The sequence below is a fragment of the Pandoraea norimbergensis genome (genome assembly GCF_001465545.3).
Taxonomy (GTDB): Bacteria; Pseudomonadota; Gammaproteobacteria; order Burkholderiales; family Burkholderiaceae; genus Pandoraea; species Pandoraea norimbergensis.
This window is the reverse complement of sequence record NZ_CP013480.3, coordinates 1,787,405-1,808,952: the sequence shown is the minus strand read 5'-3', so window position 1 is coordinate 1,808,952 and position 21,548 is coordinate 1,787,405. Positions and strand designations below refer to the sequence as shown.

Annotated in this window: 17 protein-coding genes; 7 read left to right on the top strand and 10 right to left on the bottom strand. The window is 61.8% G+C overall.

All coding sequences use genetic code 11. The annotated features are described in order from the left end of the window. Positions 1–244: 244 nt before the first annotated feature. The 3 genes from AT302_RS08100 to AT302_RS08090 form a co-directional block, all read right to left on the bottom strand. Positions 245–1,849: a methyl-accepting chemotaxis protein gene (locus AT302_RS08100; RefSeq protein ID WP_058377994.1), complete on the bottom strand. Its 1,605-nt coding sequence runs from the start codon at positions 1,847–1,849 to the stop codon at positions 245–247. A gap of 255 nt (positions 1,850–2,104) precedes the next feature. Further along, the gene (locus AT302_RS08095) at positions 2,105–2,461 is read right to left on the bottom strand and encodes a GFA family protein (RefSeq protein WP_058377993.1); all 357 of its coding nucleotides are present in this window, start codon (positions 2,459–2,461) and stop codon (positions 2,105–2,107) included. Positions 2,462–2,613: 152 nt separating this feature from the next. Then, entirely contained in the window at positions 2,614–4,494 is a 1,881-nt protein-coding gene (locus AT302_RS08090) for a methyl-accepting chemotaxis protein (RefSeq protein WP_084656094.1), read from the bottom strand. Positions 4,495–4,958: 464 nt separating this feature from the next. On the opposite strand from AT302_RS08090, the gene AT302_RS08085 reads away from it, so the two are divergent. From AT302_RS08085 to AT302_RS08075, 3 genes are all read left to right on the top strand, one after another. Further along, positions 4,959–5,702, top strand: a complete 744-nt coding sequence (locus AT302_RS08085; protein ID WP_237172095.1) for an ACT domain-containing protein — start codon at positions 4,959–4,961, stop codon at positions 5,700–5,702. 277 nt (positions 5,703–5,979) lie between these two features. After that, positions 5,980–6,531, top strand: a complete 552-nt coding sequence (locus AT302_RS08080) for an NADPH-dependent FMN reductase (RefSeq protein ID WP_058377991.1) — start codon at positions 5,980–5,982, stop codon at positions 6,529–6,531. A gap of 348 nt (positions 6,532–6,879) precedes the next feature. Beyond that, positions 6,880–7,212 (top strand): hypothetical protein, encoded by a 333-nt coding sequence (locus AT302_RS08075; RefSeq protein ID WP_157125720.1) that lies wholly within the window; start codon positions 6,880–6,882, stop codon positions 7,210–7,212. An 80-nt stretch (positions 7,213–7,292) separates the two neighbouring features. On the opposite strand, the gene AT302_RS08070 is transcribed toward AT302_RS08075, so the two are convergent. Beyond that, positions 7,293–12,542: an IPT/TIG domain-containing protein gene (locus AT302_RS08070; RefSeq protein WP_058377989.1), complete on the bottom strand. Its 5,250-nt coding sequence runs from the start codon at positions 12,540–12,542 to the stop codon at positions 7,293–7,295. A 767-nt stretch (positions 12,543–13,309) separates the two neighbouring features. On the opposite strand from AT302_RS08070, the gene AT302_RS08065 reads away from it, so the two are divergent. Genes AT302_RS08065 through AT302_RS08055 form a run of 3 tightly spaced genes read left to right on the top strand, consistent with a single transcriptional unit; the run spans position 13,310 to position 14,941 of the window. Further along, a complete protein-coding gene (locus AT302_RS08065; protein ID WP_058377988.1) occupies positions 13,310–13,861 on the top strand; it encodes a phage tail protein in 552 nt (183 codons plus the stop codon). Between the two features lie 9 nt (positions 13,862–13,870). Further along, the gene (locus tag AT302_RS08060; protein ID WP_058377987.1) at positions 13,871–14,407 is read left to right on the top strand and encodes a phage tail protein; all 537 of its coding nucleotides are present in this window, start codon (positions 13,871–13,873) and stop codon (positions 14,405–14,407) included. 12 nt (positions 14,408–14,419) lie between these two features. After that, the gene (locus tag AT302_RS08055) at positions 14,420–14,941 is read left to right on the top strand and encodes a phage tail protein (RefSeq protein ID WP_058377986.1); all 522 of its coding nucleotides are present in this window, start codon (positions 14,420–14,422) and stop codon (positions 14,939–14,941) included. Positions 14,942–15,027: 86 nt separating this feature from the next. Here AT302_RS08055 and AT302_RS08050 read toward each other — a convergent pair whose 3' ends face one another. After that, complete coding sequence (locus AT302_RS08050) at positions 15,028–15,912, bottom strand: LysR family transcriptional regulator (RefSeq protein WP_058377985.1); 885 nt, start codon at positions 15,910–15,912, stop codon at positions 15,028–15,030. Between the two features lie 165 nt (positions 15,913–16,077). On the opposite strand from AT302_RS08050, the gene AT302_RS08045 reads away from it, so the two are divergent. Beyond that, positions 16,078–17,205: an agmatine deiminase family protein gene (locus AT302_RS08045; RefSeq protein ID WP_058377984.1), complete on the top strand. Its 1,128-nt coding sequence runs from the start codon at positions 16,078–16,080 to the stop codon at positions 17,203–17,205. 46 nt (positions 17,206–17,251) lie between these two features. On the opposite strand, the gene AT302_RS08040 is transcribed toward AT302_RS08045, so the two are convergent. The 5 genes from AT302_RS08040 to AT302_RS08020 form a co-directional block, all read right to left on the bottom strand. Beyond that, positions 17,252–18,244 (bottom strand): sulfonate ABC transporter substrate-binding protein, encoded by a 993-nt coding sequence (locus AT302_RS08040; protein ID WP_058377983.1) that lies wholly within the window; start codon positions 18,242–18,244, stop codon positions 17,252–17,254. Positions 18,245–18,421: 177 nt separating this feature from the next. After that, positions 18,422–19,312, bottom strand: a complete 891-nt coding sequence (locus tag AT302_RS08035; protein WP_058377982.1) for a prephenate dehydratase — start codon at positions 19,310–19,312, stop codon at positions 18,422–18,424. Next, positions 19,309–20,364, bottom strand: a complete 1,056-nt coding sequence (locus AT302_RS08030; RefSeq protein ID WP_237172094.1) for a 4-hydroxyphenylpyruvate dioxygenase family protein — start codon at positions 20,362–20,364, stop codon at positions 19,309–19,311. Before AT302_RS08030 ends, AT302_RS08035 begins: the two co-directional genes overlap by 4 nt. Beyond that, entirely contained in the window at positions 20,342–20,758 is a 417-nt protein-coding gene (locus AT302_RS08025) for a RidA family protein (protein ID WP_058377980.1), read from the bottom strand. Before AT302_RS08025 ends, AT302_RS08030 begins: the two co-directional genes overlap by 23 nt. 109 nt (positions 20,759–20,867) lie before the next feature. Further along, positions 20,868–21,548 (bottom strand): Crp/Fnr family transcriptional regulator, encoded by a 681-nt coding sequence (locus AT302_RS08020; protein WP_058377979.1) that lies wholly within the window; start codon positions 21,546–21,548, stop codon positions 20,868–20,870.

The window sequence follows — 21,548 nt, the reverse complement described above, 5'->3', positions numbered from 1 at the left end:
CAATCGACAAGGCAACGGCCGCCACGCCGGGGGGCAGGCGGCCAGTTGCCGGTGACGGCCGCACGAGCCTCGTGCCGGCCGAGCGAGATACGCCCGCGCCAATGTCGCGGCAGAAAGAACATGGGACGCATGCGGTCCCGTGGGCCGGACGCTGGTGAGAGCGTTCTGGCATTCGCGGTTCGCCGGCTGACGTCGGCGAGCCGCTTTTTATTGGCCGGTTGAAACGATTGAAACGGTTGAATCGTCAGGCGGACAAGCGATGCGACGGGTTGGACGGGTTGGACTGATTGGCCGCAGCATCGAGCTTGAAGATCGACACCAGCTCGCGCAGGCCGCTCGACTGCGCAGCCATCGACTGCGCTGCCGCCGACGCCTCTTCCACCAGCGCCGCGTTCTGCTGCGTGACGGTATCCATCTGCATCACCGCCTGATTGACCTGCTCGATGCCGGTGCGCTGTTCCGTCGACGCCGCGGCAATTTCCGCCATCAGATCGGTCACACGCTTCACCGCCTGCACCACTTCGTCCATCGTCGTACCGGCTTCCGAGACGAGCTTCGCGCCCTCGTTCACCTGACGGGTCGACGCGTCGATCAACTCCTTGATCTCCTTGGCGGCATTGGCGCTGCGCTGGGCCAACGTGCGCACTTCGCCCGCCACCACGGCAAAGCCACGGCCTTGTTCACCGGCGCGTGCCGCTTCCACGGCGGCATTCAGAGCAAGGATGTTGGTCTGGAAGGCGATGCCTTCGATCACGCTGGTGATGTCGCCCACGCGGGATGAGCCTTCGGAGATCTCGCGCATCCGCTCGACCACCTGACGCACGACGTCACCACCGCGCAGCGCAATCTGCGACGCGTTCGAAGCCAGAACATTGCCTTGCTCGGCGTTGTCGGCGTTCTGCTTGACCGTCGTCGTGAGCTCTTCCATGCTGGCCGCCGTCTCTTCCAGCGATGCCGCTTGCTGCTCCGTGCGCGACGACAGATCGGTATTGCCTGCCGCGATCTGTGCCGAGCCGGTAGCAATGCTCTCGCTGGTGTTGCGCACCTGCCCGACCACCTGAGCCAGCTTGCCGTTCATGTCACGCAACGAGCCGAGCAACATCGCGAGTTCATCCTGACCCTGCACGTCGATTCGCGAACTGAGATCGCCGCGCGCCACCGTTTGTGCAATATCGACGCAGCGGCCGATCGGCACCGTGATCGAACGGGTAATGACCAGCGCGATGACGATATTCACGCCAAGTGCCAGCACGATCAGCACGATGGTTGCGATAAACGCCGCGTGATAATCGGCCGCTGCGGCATCGCCCGCCGCTACCGAGCCCGCGCGATTGACCGCGACGTGTTCGGTGAGCTTCTGGCTGAGCACTGAGAAAGACTGCACCGCGTCGGTCATGGCGAGCGTGCGCGCCTGCCCCTGCGCGGCCTCGTCGCCCTTGGCCAGTTCGGCGATGCGATTGTCGATGGCGAGATAGTTGGACCATGCCTCGCGCACGGCCTCGTAGGCACGGCGGTCCTCGTCGGAGGCCACCAGACTGCCGTAAGCCGAAAGCGTCTTGTTCACGAGATCGATGGCCGCTGCACGCTTGTTCGTCTCGTCGATGCGGCTCTGTTCCACCGTGGTCAACAGTGCGGCGAGCGTGGCGCGCCGTGCCGCATTGGCGCCGACCTGCACGGTGCCGAGCGTCTGCACGCTGGGCAGCCAGTTGTCGGCGAGATCGCGTGTACCGCCGTAAATGCGGGATGCCTGATACACCGCCATACCGCCCACGATGCACAGCAGCACCAGCGTGATCGCGAACCCGATGGTCAGGCGCGTGCCGATTTTGAGACTACCCAAGAACTTCATGCCAACTCCAGAATGCGATAAAACACGAACAATCGCATGGCATAACGGAAGTCCATTCAATAATCTTGAGTCAATAATCCCTCGATTCCCACGGAATGACTTTCACAATATTTCTGGAAATTAAAAACGGCGCGATTGACGCGCCGTTTCATTTTCCGGTTTTGCATGACAAACCATCATCTGCAAAATCCAAATAATGGTATCCGCTTAAATATACGATTCCATCTATTTATAGAGATGTGGAATGAGATGCAATTACCGGCTGGCACCATCGACTGGCGTGGGGTGCACGGTATCGAGCTCGATGCCATCGATGCAGCGTACGTTGACTGCCGCCATCTTCGTGCCGTCGGGCATTTCGCCGAAGGCAAACGCCTCGACGCCGCACTTCTGGCAGAACTGATGGTGAATCAGATGTTTATTGAAGAGGTATTCGCGATTCGAATCCACACCGGACGTCTGCGTGAATTCACCGCGCGGTGCGAATGCGAGAATCAATCCACGTTTTTTGCAAATCGAACAATTGCACGCAATTGTTTTGGACAAATCAATATTTACGGAAAATCGTAATTCACCGCAATGACAGCCGCCTTCGTATTGCTGAGTCGTCATGATGTGTCTCCTGAATGAAGATGAGATACCCGCCAGACAGTGTCCTATTCTGCGACAAAATCTGGCGGGCGGGCAGCGCGATGACGAATGGCGGTAAATTACCGCCGGTTCGTTGGCCGCCGTCTCAGGAGACGTAGGTAGGTGACGTCGGCTTACGCCGCGAGTGCGGGTTCGTCGCGATGCGAACCCGACCCCGTGCGCGTGTGCATAACCGTCACGCCGTGACGGCTATGCTCGCGCAGTTGGAACAGCGCAACCGTATCGGCGAGATTGCGGGCCTGCTCGCTCAGCATGGCCGAAGCGGCGGCGGATTCTTCAACCAACGCAGCGTTCTGTTGCGTCGATTGATCCATTTCCGCCACGCTTCGATCGATCTGGCTGATGCCCGTGCTTTGCTCGGTCATCGCGCTGTGGATCTCCACGATCAGACGACGCACGCGACCAATGCCATCGACAATCTCGCCCATGGTATTGCCCGCGGCCTGCACGCGCTGCGTGCCGCTCTTGACGTTCTGCACCGAGGCTTCGATGAGCGTCTTGATCTCTTGTGCGGCCGCCGCACTGCGTTGTGCCAGCGTGCGCACTTCGCCCGCCACCACAGCAAAACCACGGCCCTGCTCACCGGCGCGCGCCGCTTCCACGGCAGCGTTCAACGCGAGAATGTTCGTCTGGAATGCGATGCCGTCGATCACGCTGATGATCTCGGTGATGCGCTCCGACGACTGCGCAATCTCGCTCATCGTCGTCACAGCCCCCGTGACGACGTCACCGCCGCGCGCAGCGGCTTCGCTGGCATCGTTAGCCAGACGCGTGGCGTGTTCGGCGGCTTCGGCAGTCTGCTTCACGCTGGCCGTCAACTCGGTCAGCGCCGCCGACGTTTCCTGCAACGTGCCGGCCGAGGCTTCGGTGCGTTGCGACAGATCGCGGTTGCCCATTTCGATTTCGCTCGTCGCCGACGTCATGCCGTGCACGCCGGAGCGCACGTCGATCATCACCGTGCTGATCTTGTCGACAAACGCGTTGAACGATCGCGAGATATGCGCCACTTCGTCGTTGCCGACGACATCGAGACGGCGCGTCAGATCGCCGCCGCCCGAGCCGATGGTATCCATCGCGTCGCGCACTTGCGACAGGCGCTTGAACGCCTGCGACGTGAAGAAGCTGGCGATACCGATGGCACACAGCGTGAGCACGATCAGCGTGACGATGGTCGCGCTAAGCACTTGCGACAGTCCTGCCGTCGCTTCGGCCTTGTCGAGGGCGACCACGAACAGCCAGTCGGTGCCCGGCACCGGCTGCACCTTGAGCAGCTTGGCGTCGCCGCCCAGTTGCACTTCCATCGGGTCTTTGGCGCGTTCGAGGCTGGCGAGCGCGTCGGGCGTGAGGGCTTGCGCGAGATCGCTCGACTGCTTGAGCATCAGCTTCTCGTCGGGGTGCGCGATCACGAGACCGTCGCGCGAGACCACGAAGGCCAGGCTCGACGGCGTGGGATGCACGGCCTTGACGACTTCCTGCACTGCGTCGAGTGGCACGGCGCCGCTCACGGCACCGAGCGTCTGGCCGTCGCGCAGAATCGGCGCGGCGAACGACACGTAGAGTTTGCCCGAGGCGATGTCGGCGTACGGCTTGACGACGGTCAGCTTGCCCGCGGCGGTGGCGCCCTTGTACCAGGGGCGTGCGGTCGGATCGTAGTCGGGCGGCGTGGGGCCGCTCGAGAAATACGACTTGTCGCTCCAGCCGATGCTGGAGATCGGGAAGCCGTTGGTCGCGCCAAGCAGCTTCGTGAGCGCAACACCCTGCTCGCCCTTTTCGACGGCAGCCGCCGTGCCGACCACCGACTGGCCCTTGGCAGCCGCCCAGCGCTCGACAGCGAGGGTGTTGCCGCGCGCCACGGCGTCGAGCGTGTTGGAAATGGTCGACATCATGCTGGTGCGCACGATGAGGTAGGTGGTAATGCCGGAGAGAATCAGCGCACCGACGACGGTGGCACACGCGATCAGGATGATCCGTGTTCTAAGCGAAGATACTGTCATGCTGAATGGACTGGCAGGCCTGCGGCTAGGAGTTCAAAGACCAGAACCGGCGCCCCAGGCCACCGGTTCCACTAGGTGGGAGGTTCCACCTCATGACTTACGGCCAGACCCGGCGAAACTTTAGGTGTTAACCCGAAATCACCTCGAAAAGGGAAACCCATTTCACGATAATCTCGCACGAAGGTGCAACCGCATCCGGCCGTGACGTTACGGATAGCGAAACATCAGGCATGCCAAGCGGGCCACTCCCGGCGGGGCCAGTTGCGTGTCCCTGTCAGTGCTGACAGGATGACAACGCCCGTCATCGTGACGATGATGGTGCGCAGGTATCATCGTGCGCGCGCTCGCGGCCGCAAACACGTCGCAACGTCAAAACACCACGCATCTCGAAAATAATGAAAACGCAAACGTACGTGGAAGGGGGACGGTGGGTCACCGATCATATCGGTCCGATCAACGCCGTCATGACAATTTCCACCGCCATCCTGATCCCGGTCCTCGACTTCGTCCGGCCGTTCTTCCCCTACATCAATTACGTGGCAGGGTTTGCGGTGCTGGTGTTCGTCGTGCTGCTCGCCACACGCCTGATCGGCGGACAAAAACGCATGCACGGCAGTCTGGTCGTCTGTGCCGGGCTGTGTGCGGGCGCTTTCAGTTTCGGTGCGATCGCGAGCAGCAGGCACGCCGAGCAAGGCGGGCTGGGTGCCGCCAACGTCCAGTGGGTCGCCAACGTGCAGAAGCTGCTGCTCGATATCAAGAACGGCAAGAGCGACGACCCGCGCGTCGAACTCAACAACATCGGCATGAAGTGGGACCCCTACGAGTTCGCCAAAGCAAGCCGGATGGGCGACCTGCGCGCGGTCGAGCTGTTTCTGCGCGGCGGCATGGGCGTCACGATGCCCGGCACAGGCATGGACGTGAGCCTGCCCTATCTCGTCGTGAAAGACGACTACCCGAACGCCGTCGAACAACTGACGCTCTTCAAAAAGTACGGCGTCAATCTGAGCGAGCCAAGTCTGGTGTCGCGCAGCCACCCCGGGGCGCCGGATACGCCGCCGAATCTTTACGCCGTCGCCAAGGATGCGAAGAACGAAAAGGTCGCTGGCGCACTGATTTCGCTCGGCGTGGCCACCGACAGCTACCCCGGCTGGCACGCCGGTGCCGAGGAGCGGCGCAAGCGCGGCGGCGTGCCGGCGGCATGGCTGTAAAAACTCATCGGGCCGAGGTGTAAATAGGAATAAAAACGGTAACGGCGTAGCGGAGTCGGAGTGACCCGTAGGCCACGCTGCCGGGCGCGGGCCGTGTAGCGGTCAAAGTGCGAGGACCGCTTTCGGCCAACAAGAGACGGTCACCCGACGATCCTGAATCGTCGACAACGGATGCCGCATGCTCCTCAAACCGGGTTTCGTAGTTTGATTCGCTGTCTTTCGCTAAGATGATTGGGATTTAGCGGCGATAGTGCCGTGACTGGGAAAGCACATCCACATGAAGTTGTTGGCCATTTCGGGTAGCGCGCGCCGCGAATCCACAAATACTGCGTTTTTGACGGCGATGAGGTATTTTCTGCCAACTGGTGTTGAGCTAGCTGTCTTCGCCCGGCTGGACACTCTGCCTGTTTTTTCACCCGACGCAGAGGGAGCAGACGTTCCTGTACCAGTAGCTGAGTTTCTAGAGCTTGTATCAACTGCCGACGGAATCATCATTTCCAGTCCCGAATATGTCAGAGCTCTGCCCGGAGGCCTGAAGAATGCAATCGATTGGCTGGTTTCTCGATTTGAAGTCATCGGCAAGCCCATTGCGATAGCGCATGCGTCTCATCGTGGCGACGATATGCTGGCCTCTCTGCGGCTTGTCCTATCCACAATCAGTACCGGTTTCCTTGAATCCGCATTTCTGCGCGTCCCCCTTATCGGAAAGTCCCCGGTTGAAATTACGACGCTGTTGCAATCACCCAGCTATGAACATGAAGTATCCGCGTTCTTAGCCAACTTCGCGGCATCGATTCGTTTGATGCAGGGACAGGCGCTTGCTTCGTAGCGTGTCGCTTGAATGGCCGTTATCGTCCGAGTTCACTGACCGTTCCGGGTCGAAAGCCGCCGTTCGTTATCATCGGCGTAACCGACTTTATTCCTCAGCACTACGCACATCACTCCCCGCGGCGTAACCGTAACCGTTTGAACAAGGGATGGCGATCCCACTGATTTCAAGTAGTTACTACGCATCTTGGTAACCGTTTTTATTACTAATATCAGAGGCGCACGCGGGGTGAGCGCGAGGTGAACGCGATCTGAACGAGGTGCCGGGGAGGTCCCAGCGAGCCCCCACGGGCGGTGCTATGCTGGCGAAGCTTCCCTTCGCACAACACATCGTTCATCGGGGGTACTCATGACTGAGAATGACGTACTGGCCATGGAGCAGCGGGCCACCGAACTCGTTCACGCGCAGGTGTTGGGAATGCTGCTCGCCCACATGAATCATCTCGACGGGCGGCCGGATGCCTCGTTCGACATAATCAAGCGCGCGATGATCGGTGAAATTGCCCGACAGGTCACGGCGCAAGGCGGTGCGGCTGCCGGTCAGGCGGAGATCCGCATGCTGTTCAACGCGGCCGTCATGCGCGCCGCCGATAGCGTGTTCGATGTCGCCGACATCCACAACGCCGCCTTCTTCCGCCGATTGCAGCAACGCAAGGTAGCCGAAGAACCTGCGTTGGACTAAACGAAAAAAGGCCAGCCTCTCGGGCTGGCCTTTCTCGTTCTACAGGTTCTACGGGCTTACCGACTAAGCCCCCTCACCGCTCAAAATGGCGCGGTGAAGGTCAATCGCACGCCCTGCTGCAAGCCGCCCATCCCCGTCGTCACGCTGTAATCCAGCCCGAAGACGAGCACGCCGGTGCGCAACTTCGACCCGAACCCGACCTGCACGCGATCGCTGCCAAACGGGCTGCCCGGCACGAAGTACACCGGCCCGCTGCCCGCGATGTCGGCATAGGCCAGCCCGGCCATGCTCTGTCCGTTGAAGTCGTGCTGCAACTCCACCCGGATATACGGCGAGAAGGTGCCGATCGGCGTCGCCTTGGCAAACCCGGCACGCACACCGAGCGTGCCCGACAACGTGTTCACGTTCTGCTTGAAGTACGTGAGCGCGTTCAGCCCAGCACCCGTTTCGCTGTATTGATCCAGCGTGGAGCGCGACGCTGTCAGACGGCCATACGGCGAGAACAGCCAGTCATCGTTGCGGAACTCGTAACCCGCCGACAGCGAACCAAAGAACTGCTGACCGCTGCGCTTGCCGCTCGCGAAGTCGTTCGCATCGATGACCCAGCGGCGCGAACTGAAGTTCAGCGTCCCGAAGCCCGCCACCGCATCGACGAACAACGTCGGGATCGGGCGGAAGCTCGCATACAGCGCACCGCTGTAGCTATCGCCCGTGCTGCGCGTGCCCGAACTGCCGATATCGGTCGCGTCATGCCCGTAGCCCACACCCGCCCCGAGCGACAACTGGTCGGACAACCGATAGTCGGCACCGAGCGTGACACCGCCCGTCGTGAACTTGAAGCCCGAGCGCTGCGCGGCCGAATTGGCCGCCATATTGGCGAAACCGAAGTCCACCGACCCAGCCGTCCAGTACGCGAAACGCTTGTCGTCGTTGGCACCCTCGCCCGGCAGATCGGGCACGCTGCTGTCACCCGTACCGACCCCGCTGGTACCCACGCTCTTGTCGCGTACGTCGAGGCTTTTCGCTTTGTTGAGCGCCAGCGGACTCACATCACCCCGCAGACACGCGTCGCGCTCGGAGATACCCACGACATCCTGACAGCGCGACACATTGCGATCGCGATCCGGCGACGGCAGTACCACATTCAGGCCGTTGCTCGACGGGGCGCGCCCCTTGCCGTGCAACGCTTCGAGACGCTGGTTGAAGTTGCCGATCTGTGTCGTGGCGAAGCGGCGTGCGGCTTCCACCTGTGCGCCGATGAGGCCAGTCACATCCGGGTCCGTCGACGGATCCTTACGTGGCGCAACGCTCACCTGCAACGTGCCCGGCGCTGACGTGGCGTTCTCGTTGGACAGCGTGTACGTGATCACGGCCATGCCCGCAAAGGCGGCCGCCGGCACGAAGCGCACGCTGTACTGCGTGGGCGCAACCACAGCAGCGCGAAGCCGCTGAACGCCGCCTGCACTCACCGGCGCCGCACCGGCAACCGCCACGACGGTGGCCGTGCCTGCATTCGCGGGCGAAACCGCAATGACGTTTGCCGCCGTGAACGGGCCACCGGTCGCACCCGTCGTGATGTCGATATTGGTCGCCTCGTTGGCACTCACGCTCGCTTGCAACCCCGGCGCCGTCACCGGCACCGCCTGCACCGTCACCGTGACGCCAATCGGTGCCGAAGTACCCGCAGCGTTAGTGAGCGCGTAGGTGAACGTGACCACGCCATTCGTGTTGCCCGCCGGGGTGTAGACGATGTCTTCACCGTTGACGACTGCCGTGCCACTGGCAGGCGGTGTGACGATGGCCACGCGGGTGAACGGGCCGCCTACGGCGTTCGCCGTCGCGTGAATCGTGATCGGCGCGTTGGACAGCGCCTTCACATCGATCGCCGGTGCCGATGCAGCCTGCGCCGTGATGTTGAAGGTATAGCTCTGCGAAGCGGTCAGCGGCGTGCCCGGTCCGGTGCTGGCATCGGTGACCGAAATCGTGAACGTGCTGGTCCCCGTGGCGCTCGGCGTACCTGTGAGCGCACCGGTCGTGACATTTAGCGTCAAACCCACCGGCAAGGTGCCGTTCGTCACGGTAAATCTGTACGGCAAGGTGCCGCCCGACGCCGTCATCGTCTGGCTGTAGGCTTGCCCCGCCACCGGCGTCGGCAATGTCGTCGGCGCCAGGGTGACCGCAACGGGCGACGTGTAGGTGAACTGATTGGCAGGGGTGGTACTGCTCGTGCCATTCGGCGTCGTCACCGTGATGTTGGTCACGCCTGCGGTACCCGGCGGCGATACCGCGGTGATCTGCGTTGCGCTGAGGACGGTGACAGAGGACCCGTTGACTGTACCGAACTTAAGCGCCGTGGCACCGGTGAACCCCGTGCCCGTGATGGTCACGGGCGTGCCCCCCGTCGTTGGGCCGGTATTGGGGGTGACGCTGGTCACCGCAGGCGCGCCGAGATAAGTGAACTGATCCGCCGCCGTAACGGGGCTCGTCCCCCCAGCGGCGCTCACGCGCACGTCGACGACACCCGAGCCCGCCGGCGCCGTTGCCGTAATTTGTGTCGTGCCGTTGACCGTAATGTTCGTGCCCGACGTGCCACCGAACGACACGCCCGTCACATTGTTGAAGCCCGTCCCCGTAATCGTGACGGATGTCCCGCCGCTCGCCGGGCCGCTCGTCGGCGAAATCGACGTGACGGCAGGTGCCGCGTAGTAGGTATAGCCGCCGACCACCGTCTTGCTGCCCAACGGCGTCGTGACGAGGATGTTGGCAGCGCCTGCCGTGCCCGCCGGTACTGTGGCCGTCAGCGACGTCGAGCTGTTGACCGTCACGCTGTTCGACAATTGAGCACCAAACATCACGACCGTCACGCCGGAGATGAAATTCGTGCCGGTGATGGTCACGGTCGTGCCACCGGCCACTGGCCCGTAGGCAGGCACCGTCGATGACACCGTTGGCAAACCGGCGTAGGTGTAATTGTCCGCCGTCACGATGGCGCTCGTGCCCGCTGGGTTCGTCACGCGCACGTCCACGACCCCGGTACCCGCCGGTGCCGTCGCGCTGATTTGCGAATCGCTATTGACCGTGAAGGCTGCGGCCGTCGCCCCGAACTTCACCGCTGTCGCGCCCGTGAACCCGCTGCCCGAGATGGTCACGGGGTTGCTTCCACTCGTCGACCCATACGCCGGGGAAAGCGAAGTCACGACAGGCACCGCGACATAGGTGAAGGCGCCGCCTGTCGTGGAGGTTCCGCCGGGCGTATCGACCGTGAGCGTTGCCAGACCTGGCGAGCCCGCAGGTGTCGTGAACGTGATCGAGGTCGAACTGATCGCGGTGATTGTTGCAGTGTTACCACCGAGCTTGACTGTCGTGACCCCGTTGTAGAAATTCGAGCCCGTGATCGTGACCGAATCGCCACCGGCCGTTGAGCCGGTAGTGGGCCCCAAACTCAAAACCGTCGGTGGCGCCGCGTAGGTAAATTGGCTCGACGGACCGACGGCACTCGTACCATTCGGCGTGGTCACCACGACATTGACAGTTCCCGCCGAGCCGGCAGGCGATGTCACCGTGATCTGCGTGTCGCTGTCGATATTGAAAGTCGTCGCCGGTGAGCCGTTGAACGTCACACTGGTTGTGCCGGTAAATCCGGTACCCGTGATCTTGGTCTGCGTGCCGCCCGCCGGGGACCCAACGGTCACCGAGAGGCCGGAGATCGCCGGCGCCGCCCGATACGTGAACTGGTCGTTCATGCTGGTCGCGCTGGTGCCGCCGGTGGTCGAGACCCTCACGTCGACGGTGCCCGTGCCAGCAGGTGAGCGAGCCGTTAGCTGGGATGCGCTCACGAACTGGACGTTCGTCGCCGCCGTTCCACCGAAACTCACGGTTGCGGTGGAGGTGAAGCCACTGCCGCTGATAGCCACGGTCGTACCTCCGGCCGCCGGGCCGGACGTCGGCGCAAGGCTCGTCACCGTGGGCAGGGCCATGTACGTGAACTGATCGGCGCTGCTGGTCGCGCTGGTGCCCCCCTGTGTGGTGACAACGATGTCGACGACGCCTGCGCTCGCGTTCGCGGGCGATGTCACCGTGATCTGCGTGTCGCTGACAGCCGTGAAGGGCACACTGACCGCGCCGAACGCCACTGCGGTCGTTGTCTTTAAGCCAGTCCCATTGATCGTCACCGTCGTGCCGCCGGCGAGCGGGCCTTCCTTCGTCCCGAGCGATGTCACGGTGGGGACGCCCGCGTAGGTGAACTGATCGGCGGCACTGGTCGCGCTGGTGCCATTGTTGTTGGTGACCGTAACGTCGATGGTGCCCGCCGCCGCCGCGGGAGACGTGACGGTGATTTGCGCATCGTTGTCGAGGGTAAAGCTCGGCGCCGGTGTACTGCCGAACTTGACCGACGGCACGCCGCCGGTGCTGAACCCCGAACCTTGGATCCTGACGCTCGCTCCGCCGCCTGGCGCACCGGCATTCGGTGTCACCGAGGTCACGACGGGCGCCGCGAGGTAGGTAAACCGATCGCTCGCGTTAGTCGCGCTGGTGCCAGCGCTGTTGGTCACTTTCACGTCGACAGTGCCCGTCCCGGCGGGCACGTTCGACACCGTGATCGTGCTGTCGCTCACGATGATGTAGGGCAGCGCGGCGTTCGTCCCGAAGGTCACCGATGTGGCATTGGTAAAGCCGGTTCCCGTGATCGTTGCCGACACACCGCCGCCGGCGGGCCCTGACGTCGGCGACACCCCCGTCACCGTCGGTGTGTATGTGAACCTGTCGTTTGGCGCGTTTATGGCGCTGGTGCCAGCGCTGGTGGTGACGGTGACGTCGACGGGTGACGTTCCGGCAGGGGATGTCGCGACGATCGTCGTATCGGTCAGCACCACAACACCTGTCCCGGGGGTTGCACCGAAGTTAACCCCGGTGGCCCCGGTAAAACCGGTCCCGGTGATCGTCACGGCCGTACCGCCGCTGTTCGGACCCCCGCTCGGGGAAAGCGAGGTGACCGTTGGCACAGGGAAATTGATGGCCACCGTGACCGGCGCGTCGCTGGCCCGGTACAACGTGAACGTCCACGAGGTCTGCGTGGTGCCGAGTTTCGGCGTGAAGACCAGGATGTCGTACGGGAAGGTGCCGAGATCGACGGACAACGATGAGCCATCCGCCGCAAGCGCAGTACCAACGATCTGCCCCGGCGACGTGTACAAGCCTTCCGCCGTGGGATCGCATGCGTCATTGAGCGGCAACGTGTAGCGATAGCTCCCGCCGGAGAGCTGCGCTGACGTGGCCGTCCATGTGACGCATGCCTGCGACCACGCCGACGACGACGCGGTGAACAGCACAAGCAGGGTCAGCAGGGCACGCAGCCAGTAAAACCAGGCGACGGGAGTATTTGATGACCGACGGCGTACGGACGCGAGAGGAAATTGAAGACTAGGCAACATGGCGAACCGGGAGAGAAGCAAATGACTTGGCGGGGAGCCGACACGCGTGAGCGGCAGAACACTGGCTTGTCACGCAGGCGCATGAGAAGCGAGCACGCAAGCGAAGACCGCGAGTGCTGACTCGCGGCGTTCGCTGGCTCAGATCAATCGGGAATGACTTGTCGCGTGGGTATTTGAGACAGGCCGGGCAACACACGTGTATTGCGGCCGGCTGACGGGCAGAACACCCGTCGTATGAATACCGGCTCGCCCCGTTGGCATTGCGTTTTCATTTGACTTCCCCCGAAGTCCCCGCCCCGTATGCGGCAAAGACCCATTTGTAATTTTGCTTTCGTGCTCCGGAAATGCCCGAAACATCGTTTATTCGTGAATGCCCGGAATGAACTGACGGACACCTGACTAATTTCTGCGCAAGGGTAGGCACCATTGCCTTGCGCGTCAAGCCCGATTCTCGGCAAACCTAATCTACCGCAATGAGTCAAGGGTATTCACCAATACACCGATGTCTTTTTTATTAAAAATCAGGCATTTCCAAACAATCGTTTTACTCATCGAAATTTAATAAGGGAGCCGAAATATATTTGAAATGAAATATGACGATGGCAAAATGCGCGCCTATAAGAATTCAAAGATCGTGGCGTCGCCACTTAACCAGGAAGAAACGGATGGACTCATATCTCGGGGAAATACGTTTGTGTGCTTTTCCGGTCGTACCAAGGGGGTGGCTACCGTGTGACGGGCGCCTGCTCAACGTGAATATCAATCAGGTGCTGTTCTCCCTGCTTGGCACACAGTACGGTGGCGACGGCCGAGTCACCTTCGGGCTGCCCGACCTGCGCGGGCGCGTCGCGATGCATCGGCTGCCAGGGACGTACAACCAAGGTGCGCCCGGGGGTACCGAAACGGTGGCGCTCAATGCTCAGCAGGTGCCCACGCATTCGCATGAGTTTCGTGCGGCGACCAACGACGCCACGCAGCCGCTCGCCGGTACCGGTAAAGACCGTCTGCTCGCCAAGAGTGTGATCTCGCAGCCGGACTTGCCGACCGTAGTTGGCACCGCCCTTTATGGCCCGGTAACGGCGCAGACGCTCACAGCGGAATCGCCCGAAGCGAGCAGCGCGACGAACGACGCCACCGCTCACAACAACATGCAATCCTCGCTGGTCCTGAACTACATCATTTGTGTTCAGGGCGGCCTCTACCCGCCACGCCCCTAGGAGCCGGACATGGAAGCCTACATTGGTGAAATTCGCATGTTCGCCGGCAACTACCCCCCTCAGGGGTGGAAGTTCTGCAACGGGGAACTCCTCAACATCGCGTCCGACTACGAGGTGCTGTTCTCGCTGATCGGTACGACGTACGGTGGCGACGGCAGAAGCAACTTCCGTCTGCCCGACCTGCGCCTGCGGGTGCCGATCGGCATGGGGCAAGTGCCCGGATCCGGGCAACGGCTGCTTGGTCAGCAGGTTGGCAGCGACACGGTCACGCTCCAGCCCTCGGACGTGCCGGGCCACTTGCATACGATCAACGCCTCGACGGCCGACGCCACGTCGCCCACGCCGGGCCCGGATGTGACGCTGGCGAAAACCAGTGCGGTGTTTTATGACTCGGGGGTACGTTCCGTACCCACCAAGGCAGCACTGGCGGCGCCCGCCATTGCACCGGCCGGCAATGCTCAGCCCACTGCGCACCCCAACGTCATGCCCACGGCGTCGATGAACTACATCATCTGCGTCTCCGGCCTCTACCCATCGCAAGGCTGACCAGAGAGCTCCATGGACGATTACTACATTGGCGAAATTCGGCTCTACGCCTTCAACTATGCGCCGGTCGACTGGGCTGTCTGCGACGGTACGATCCTTCAGATTCGCTTATTCCCTGAGCTCTATGCCGTGATTGGCACGACGTACGGCGGGGACGGCAGGACCACGTTCGCGGTGCCGGATCTGCGTGGATTGGTATCGCGGGGAACCACGGATGCGCCCCAGATAGGCAAGGTGGAGGGGAGTCCGACGGTGACGCTCCAAGACCAGCACATGCCGCTGCACACGCATACGGCCTATGTGAACTCCACGCGTCCCGCGGGCGAGTCGGCCAGCGACAAGTTGCCCGCCCGCTTTGTTGTCGGCGGCAACAACGCGTATCGCGAGAACACGTCGGATCTGTCGCTCGCATCGCTCGCGCCATTGACGGTCGGCCCCGCCTGCACCAGCGGTGCGCACAACAACATGCAACCGTATCTGCCGTTGAATTTCTGTATCGCGATTAAAAACGGCGAGTTCCCGCCGCGCCCTTAAAGCGCGCATCGAAATCGTCGTTGTTTTCAGACCGGCACTTCCGCCATTCGCTGGCGGGGTGCCGGTTTTCTATTTTCCGCCAGACGTTATGCGGCTTGCGCGATCAGCCAGTCGAAGACTTCCGTCACGAATGCCGAGCGCGGCTCGCCCTCGACGCGCGACACCCACCACGTGCGCCCTGCTATGCGGGGATAGCCGGGAAGCACGCGCAGGCGGTCTTGTTTCAGGCTTTCGTCCGCCAGCAATCGCGAGATGCACGCGATGCCCTGCCCGCGCAACGTGGCATCGAGCAGGAGACGTTCGTCGTCAAAGATGGCGCGTTTGCAAAACGGGGCCAGTGCATCGCGAAACAGCGCCGCCGTTTCGTCACGGGTAAAACTCTCTTCCAGACAGATCAGCGAAACCTGCGCAGGATGCTGGTCGTGGGCGACGCTTGCCAGTCGTTCAGCCAAGTCTCGCTCGGCGACAATCACCCACTCGTCTTTCAGGAACGGGATCTCCAGAAGACCGGTTTGCTGAAGCGGCCGATCGCTGATGGCAATGTCGATATCCGTCTCGTCGATGAACCGCGCCGCTTCGTCGGTCGAGAGCATCGGACACAGTGCCGGGTTGCTCGCCTGAAGTTGCTCGATGCGCGGACTCAGCCAGCCATGCAGCAATGACGCCGGGCCCGCGATAGCGACGAGACCGGGGTCGAGATAAGTCGCGATACGGCCTAGCCCGTTCCGCAACGTGTCGACCGAGCGTTGCACGCTGCGCTGGAGCACTTCGCCCGCGACCGTCAATTCCACGCCCCGCCCGACGCGCCGAAAGAGCGGCTGGCCGATTTCGGCTTCCAATTGCTGGACCTGATGGCTGACGGCCGATTGCGAAATATGCAATTCGTCCGCCGCCCGAGAAAAATTGCCGTGGCGGGCCGCCGCCTCGAAGCCCATCAGCAATTTGAGCGAAGGAATACGCTGCCGAGTCATCGATGCCCACCAAGATATGAGAAAAATTGATCAATAATAGCAATAAACCTCTCTTTTTATTATCGACAGGATGACGCAAACTGCGTCGACTGCCTGAATTGCCGACGCACCGGCGATCGCTCGATGGCGTAATCTCGTGCGCAAATGCATCGACAGGATGGAGATATGCAAGCAAGACGCCGTTTTCTGAAGCGCGGATTGATGGCCTCGGGCGCCGCACTGGTGAGTGGTGCCGTCACCGGTGGTTTGACCCGGCGCGCATTCGCCGCTGGCGCGCCGGACGGCAATGCGCTGTCGTGGACGATGCCGGACGAAGGCGAACGTCACACGGCAACGTGGATGGCCTTTGGGCCGAGCGAAGACATCTGGGGGCGCCGCATGCAGCAGGCGGCCCAAGACGGGTTAGCGCGGATCGCTCAGGCGATTGGCGACTTCGAGCCCGTCAACATGCTCGTGCGCGAGGAAGACTACGACGTCGCCCAACGCAAATGCGGCGACGCGGTGAACCTGATCGTGCAGCCGATCGACGATTTGTGGATACGCGACACCGGGCCTGTATTTGTCCGTGGGCGCAGCGGCGAAAAGGCAGGCATCAACTTCAACTTCAATGGCTGGGGGAAGAAGCAGGCTCATGCCGACGATGCGAAGGTCGCCGCGTTTGTCGCACAGGAAGCCGGTGTGCGCCTGTTGAGCACACGTCTGGTGCTCGAAGGCGGTGGCATTGAGGTCGACGGCGAAGGCACCGCCATCATTACCGAGAGTTGCGTGCTCAATCGCAACCGCAACCCCGGCGTCGACAAGGCGGCATGCGAGTTGGAACTGAAGCGGCTGTTGGGCCTGCGCAAGATCATCTGGTTACCGGGGATCGCGGGCAAGGACATTACCGACGGCCATACCGATTTCTACGCACGATTCGCCCGCCCGGGGGTGGTGATCGCCCATATGGAGAGCGATACGAGTTCCTACGACCATGCGGTGACCGTGCGCCACCTCGACATTCTGCGACAGGCGTCGGATGCCGCAGGACGCAAGCTGCAAGTGGTCGTGCTGCCCGGCCCGAACAGCGTGCGCAGCACCTATGAGTCAGACGAATTTGCCGCCGGCTACGTCAACTTCTACGTGTGCAATGGCGCGGTGATCGTACCCCAGTTCGGCGACAGTCAGACGGACAAAAGCACACGCGACAAGCTGCGTGATCTGTTCCCCAAGCGAGAGATCGTGCAGATCAATATCGACGGCATCGCAGGGGGCGGCGGCGGTATTCACTGCACGACGCAGCAGCAGCCCGCCTGATCGAGAGAGCAGCGCGTCGCGCTGGTTTTTATCGCCGCGCCGTCGTTCACCCCAGTGACGGCGGTGCGGCTTGTGCGACGTCGATGCGCTTGGGCAGTAGATTGAGTTCAAGGAACGCGTCGGCGATCTGCTGCTGTTCGGCCAGCGTAGCGCGCGTGATCCGCTCGATGCCGAAGCGCTGGCGCGACAGCACCAACTCGACCGCATCGCGCGGCACGCCCCACAACTGCGCGTATTCGGACGCGGCGGCCGCACGATTGGCCTCGACCCATTTATCGACAGTGTTGAGTTCTTCGATGACGACGCGCAGTACGTCCTCGTTGTGTTGAACGTAGGTACGCGACGTGAAGAAGTACAGGCGATTGCTGACCAGACCCGTGCCGTCGGCTACGAGGCGCGCATCAAGTGACTTCTGTGCGACGGCGAGGAAGGGGTCCCATATCAGCCACGCGTCGATGGCACCGCGCTCGAACGCCGCGCGCGCATCGGCAGGTTGCAGGAACACCGGCGTGACGTCCTGCGGCTTGAGGTTCGCCTGTTGCAACAAGCGCACATACAGATAGTGCGTATTCGAGCCCTTGGTGAACCCGACGCGCTTGCCCTTGAGCTGCGCAAACGACGTAATCGGCGATGTCTTCGGCACGAGCAGCCCTTCGCTATTCGGCCGCTGGACGCCTTGCCCGAAATAGACGAACGGCGCGCCGGCCGCGAGGGCAAACACTGGCGGGGCTTCGCCGACATCGCCAAAATCGATCGACCCGACGTTGAGCGCTTCGAGTTGGGGCGGCCCTGACGGGAATTCAGTCCATGTCACATGGACGCCCAACGGCGCGAGGCGCTTTTCCAGCGTGCCGCGCCCCTTGAGTAGCGTAAGCAGCCCCTTCTGATTGCCGATGCGAAGCACCCGCCCACCGGTCGCGCCTGCGGCCCCCGGCGCCCCCGATTGTGCGGAGGCGATCGGGGCGGCGGCGGCATAGGCAAGCGCCGCAGCGCCGGTCGTCAGCAAACGGCGGCGAACCGCGGAGAAATGGGCAGACATGGCGAATCCATCGAAGTTTAGTGTGCCGTCCAGACTAATCGGCCACCGCCACGAGGGGAACGAATCGCTTGTGGAATGCTTATGACGTCACGCGCATCGGTGCAGCAAGGTAGTTTGCGAGCGAACTATCGATTCTGACCCGCCCTCGGCATCTGGTAACGCCTGCGCAAGTTCCGCTCAATACTTTCGCGGGTAGGAGCCGAGCACACGAATGTTCGGATTCGCCGCCAGAAACGTGGCGAGGGCGCCTACTTTTGCGTGCCCGGCGACTTCAACGACGTACCGATGGGTGTCCAGCGTTTTTTTGCTCGGACGCTCGTAGATATCGAGAATCTTCACGCCGCTTCCATCGATCGCCTTGAGCACCGTTGAGAACTGCGCGTCGGCGGTTTCAACCAGCAGTGACGTCTTGTCGTTACCCGTGGGGGCGGGCATTTCCCGGCCCAGCACCCACCATCGCGTAACATTTTGGGGCCCCTCTTCGATGCCGTTCGCCAGCGCCACAAGGCCGTAGATTTCTCCACCTACCTTGGGCCCCATCGACGCCTGATCGTGGCGGCCGCCCTTGGCGACCGTTTGCGCCGCTGCACCGCCGCTTGCCGACGCCACGCGCTGCACGTCGGGCATTTCCTTATCCAGCCAAGGCTTCACCTCTTCGAGTGCCACAGGATGGGCCAGCACCTGTTTGATGTCCTCGCGTTTCGTGCCCGGGTTGGCGAGCAGGCTGTAGCCGAGCATCTTGGGATACTCCGCAACAATCTGCCCATCGGGTAACGCGAGAACGTCGTCAAGGTACGGCGTGACGCCAACGGCGGACGTGGTCACCGGCACACAAATACGGCTCACTTGACCCGACCGGTACTGCGCGAACAAATCCTCCCGGGCAAGTGGCACCAAGTCGGCGGCGCCGTAAAGGTCGAGACACGCCTGATGCGTCCACGAGCCCGCCGGCCCTAAATATCCTGTCTGTCCTGCCGCGCCGGCATTTGAAATACACGCAGCACTTGCGATGGCGAACGCTAGTGAAAGCCGGGTCATTTTCCGCATTGTTATGTCTCCTCGATTCATTCGTTCAAGCCGCGCGCTTGCTGGTCCTTCTCCTGCGATTCGAACAGGGCCTTGAAATTGCCTTCGCCGAACCCGTCCTCGCCCCGTCGCTCGATGATTTCGAAGAACACGGGGCCGATTTGCCTTTTCGTGAAACGCTGTAGAAGCACACGCTTAGGCCCCTTTCCGTCGACGAGAATACCTCGGCCAGCAAGGCGTTCAACGTCAATTCCGTGATTGGGCAGGCGAGTTGCTATGCCAGCGTAATACGTTGGCGAAGGCGCCTGCATAAACTCAATTCCCGCCTGACTCAACTTGTCGATGGTGTTTTCAATGTCAGAGGTCAACAGGGCAATGTGCTGGATGCCCTCTCCGCCATAGTCACGAATGAACTCGTCGTTCTGGTTCAGCACCCCGGGCTTGTCATGGGCCGCCGCTGCCACCGGAATCGACACGCGGCCACATGGGCTGACCATGGAGCGCGCGCGCATCCCGGACATGTGTCCCTTGACTTCAAGGTATTGCTTCTCCGCAAAGCCGAACGTGTCGCGATAGAAGTTCGCCCAGCGATCGAGGTTCTCCGGATGCACGATGTTCGACGTATGGTCGACCGCCACGATGCTGGCACCGCCATCAGCGATATTCCCTGCTTCAACTGAGGCGTTGAATACCTGCCGGAAGTCGAAATCCACGAAGTACACCAGGCTGTCTCCGATGCCGAGAATTGCCGGGGCATCGACAACGAAGGCACCCTCCTTGCTCGCCAGCGCCACCGCAGCCCCGCCTGCGAACGCTTGTGACTGTGCACGCGCAGCGTCATTCACACGAATGCCAATGGCGCGCACCGATGTGCCATGCGTCTCGCGGAAGCGGCTCGACATCCCGTTCACGATGAACGCCGCGGCCCCCTGCGTCATCAGATACACGTCACCCCGCGCTTGTCCGCGAACGCGAAAACCCAGCTTCTGAAATAGCGCGACGAGTGCTCGGGGATTCTCGGCAACGAATTCGACAAAGGCGAAACCGTCCGTTTTGACTGGATCGCTCATGTCAGGCCTTGCGCGTTGCGGCAACGACCTTGATTTCGACGATCAGCTCGGGGCGAGCCAGCGCGGCGATGCCAAGAATGGTCCACGCCGGGAAATCTGCGCGGATGTATTGCGCCTTCACCGCGCGGAAGTCTGCCAGATGGTTCGTCAGGTCCGTGTGGTACGAGACCAACTCGACGACGTCGGTGAAGTCGAGCCCCAAGTGGGTGAGCACGGCAGCGATGCGCTTGAACGCGGCATCGATTTGTTCCTTCGGCGACTCGGGGATCGTACCGTCGGCCCGCAGACCGATTTGACCCGCGATAAACACCAGTCCGTTGGCGGTGACCGCCGGTGAATATTGAAACAGATCGAAGATACGATTGCCGCCGAAAGTGGCATCGTCTTCAGGCAGGCGCAAGCGCTCGATATGGCTCATGGTGATTCCTTCTCGCTAGGGGAATAGAGGAATGGGCAATTCGCAAGGGACTGCGTGCACATCACTCTATCGAGGCGAAAACGCCAAGTCTGTATATCGCGCTACCAAATCAGCCGAGAAGTCGTGAGCGATCGATGACCCAAATGCGGCGTTGTTTTAATTCGATCACGCCAAGGTCGGTCAGGCGCTTTAACGCGCGGGTCACGGTGACACGCGTAGCGCCGGTCATCGCGGCGATCTGCTCGTGGGTCAGGGCGATCGAAATCAGCGTGCGGCCTTCGTGCACTTCGCCATACAGGTCGGCAAGGCGGGCGAGGAGTTCGCCGATACGCATTTCCGGTTTGGGCAGCGCCAGATATTGAATGCGCGATGCGAGCACGCGTTGCTTGAGTGCAATGATGCGCATCAACGACACGGCCAATTCAGGACGCGCCGGAATTGCATCAAAGATCGCGCGAATGTCGAATTCGATGAGCTCGGCATCTTCGACCGTGATCGCGGTGGCAATGCGGCTATCGCCCTCCACCGCAGGGCTTTCACCAAACATCGACCCCGGCCCCATCACTTCAAGAATGAACTCGGCGCCATCGTGCTGAAAAATGGAGACCTGCACTCGCCCGGCGAGCAGGAAGTAGAAGGTGAAACCCTGCTCTCCCTGCCGATAAATGACGGTGCCTTTGACGTATTTCTTTCTGTGTCCGAGATGGGCCGCTTGTGTCCAGATATCGGCCGTCGCGTCGTCGAGATGCCAAGTTTGCGTCGTGGGAAGCGCGAGTTTTTTCGTAGGCAT

Excerpts from the sequence above, each read along its gene's own strand:
- AT302_RS08095 (WP_058377993.1), bottom strand. The coding sequence starts at position 2,461 with ATGACGACTCAGCAATACGAAGGCGGCTGTCATTGCGGTGAATTACGA.
- AT302_RS08045 (WP_058377984.1), top strand. The coding sequence starts at position 16,078 with ATGCAAGCAAGACGCCGTTTTCTGAAGCGCGGATTGATGGCCTCGGGC.
- AT302_RS08020 (WP_058377979.1), bottom strand. The coding sequence starts at position 21,548 with ATGCCTACGAAAAAACTCGCGCTTCCCACGACGCAAACTTGGCATCTC.
- AT302_RS08090 (WP_084656094.1), bottom strand. The coding sequence starts at position 4,494 with ATGACAGTATCTTCGCTTAGAACACGGATCATCCTGATCGCGTGTGCC.
- AT302_RS08055 (WP_058377986.1), top strand. The coding sequence starts at position 14,420 with ATGGACGATTACTACATTGGCGAAATTCGGCTCTACGCCTTCAACTAT.
- AT302_RS08075 (WP_157125720.1), top strand. The coding sequence starts at position 6,880 with ATGACTGAGAATGACGTACTGGCCATGGAGCAGCGGGCCACCGAACTC.
- AT302_RS08035 (WP_058377982.1), bottom strand. The coding sequence starts at position 19,312 with ATGAATCGAGGAGACATAACAATGCGGAAAATGACCCGGCTTTCACTA.
- AT302_RS08100 (WP_058377994.1), bottom strand. The coding sequence starts at position 1,849 with ATGAAGTTCTTGGGTAGTCTCAAAATCGGCACGCGCCTGACCATCGGG.
- AT302_RS08080 (WP_058377991.1), top strand. The coding sequence starts at position 5,980 with ATGAAGTTGTTGGCCATTTCGGGTAGCGCGCGCCGCGAATCCACAAAT.
- AT302_RS08050 (WP_058377985.1), bottom strand. The coding sequence starts at position 15,912 with ATGACTCGGCAGCGTATTCCTTCGCTCAAATTGCTGATGGGCTTCGAG.
- AT302_RS08085 (WP_237172095.1), top strand. The coding sequence starts at position 4,959 with ATGACAATTTCCACCGCCATCCTGATCCCGGTCCTCGACTTCGTCCGG.
- AT302_RS08065 (WP_058377988.1), top strand. The coding sequence starts at position 13,310 with ATGGACTCATATCTCGGGGAAATACGTTTGTGTGCTTTTCCGGTCGTA.
- AT302_RS08040 (WP_058377983.1), bottom strand. The coding sequence starts at position 18,244 with ATGTCTGCCCATTTCTCCGCGGTTCGCCGCCGTTTGCTGACGACCGGC.
- AT302_RS08025 (WP_058377980.1), bottom strand. The coding sequence starts at position 20,758 with ATGAGCCATATCGAGCGCTTGCGCCTGCCTGAAGACGATGCCACTTTC.
- AT302_RS08060 (WP_058377987.1), top strand. The coding sequence starts at position 13,871 with ATGGAAGCCTACATTGGTGAAATTCGCATGTTCGCCGGCAACTACCCC.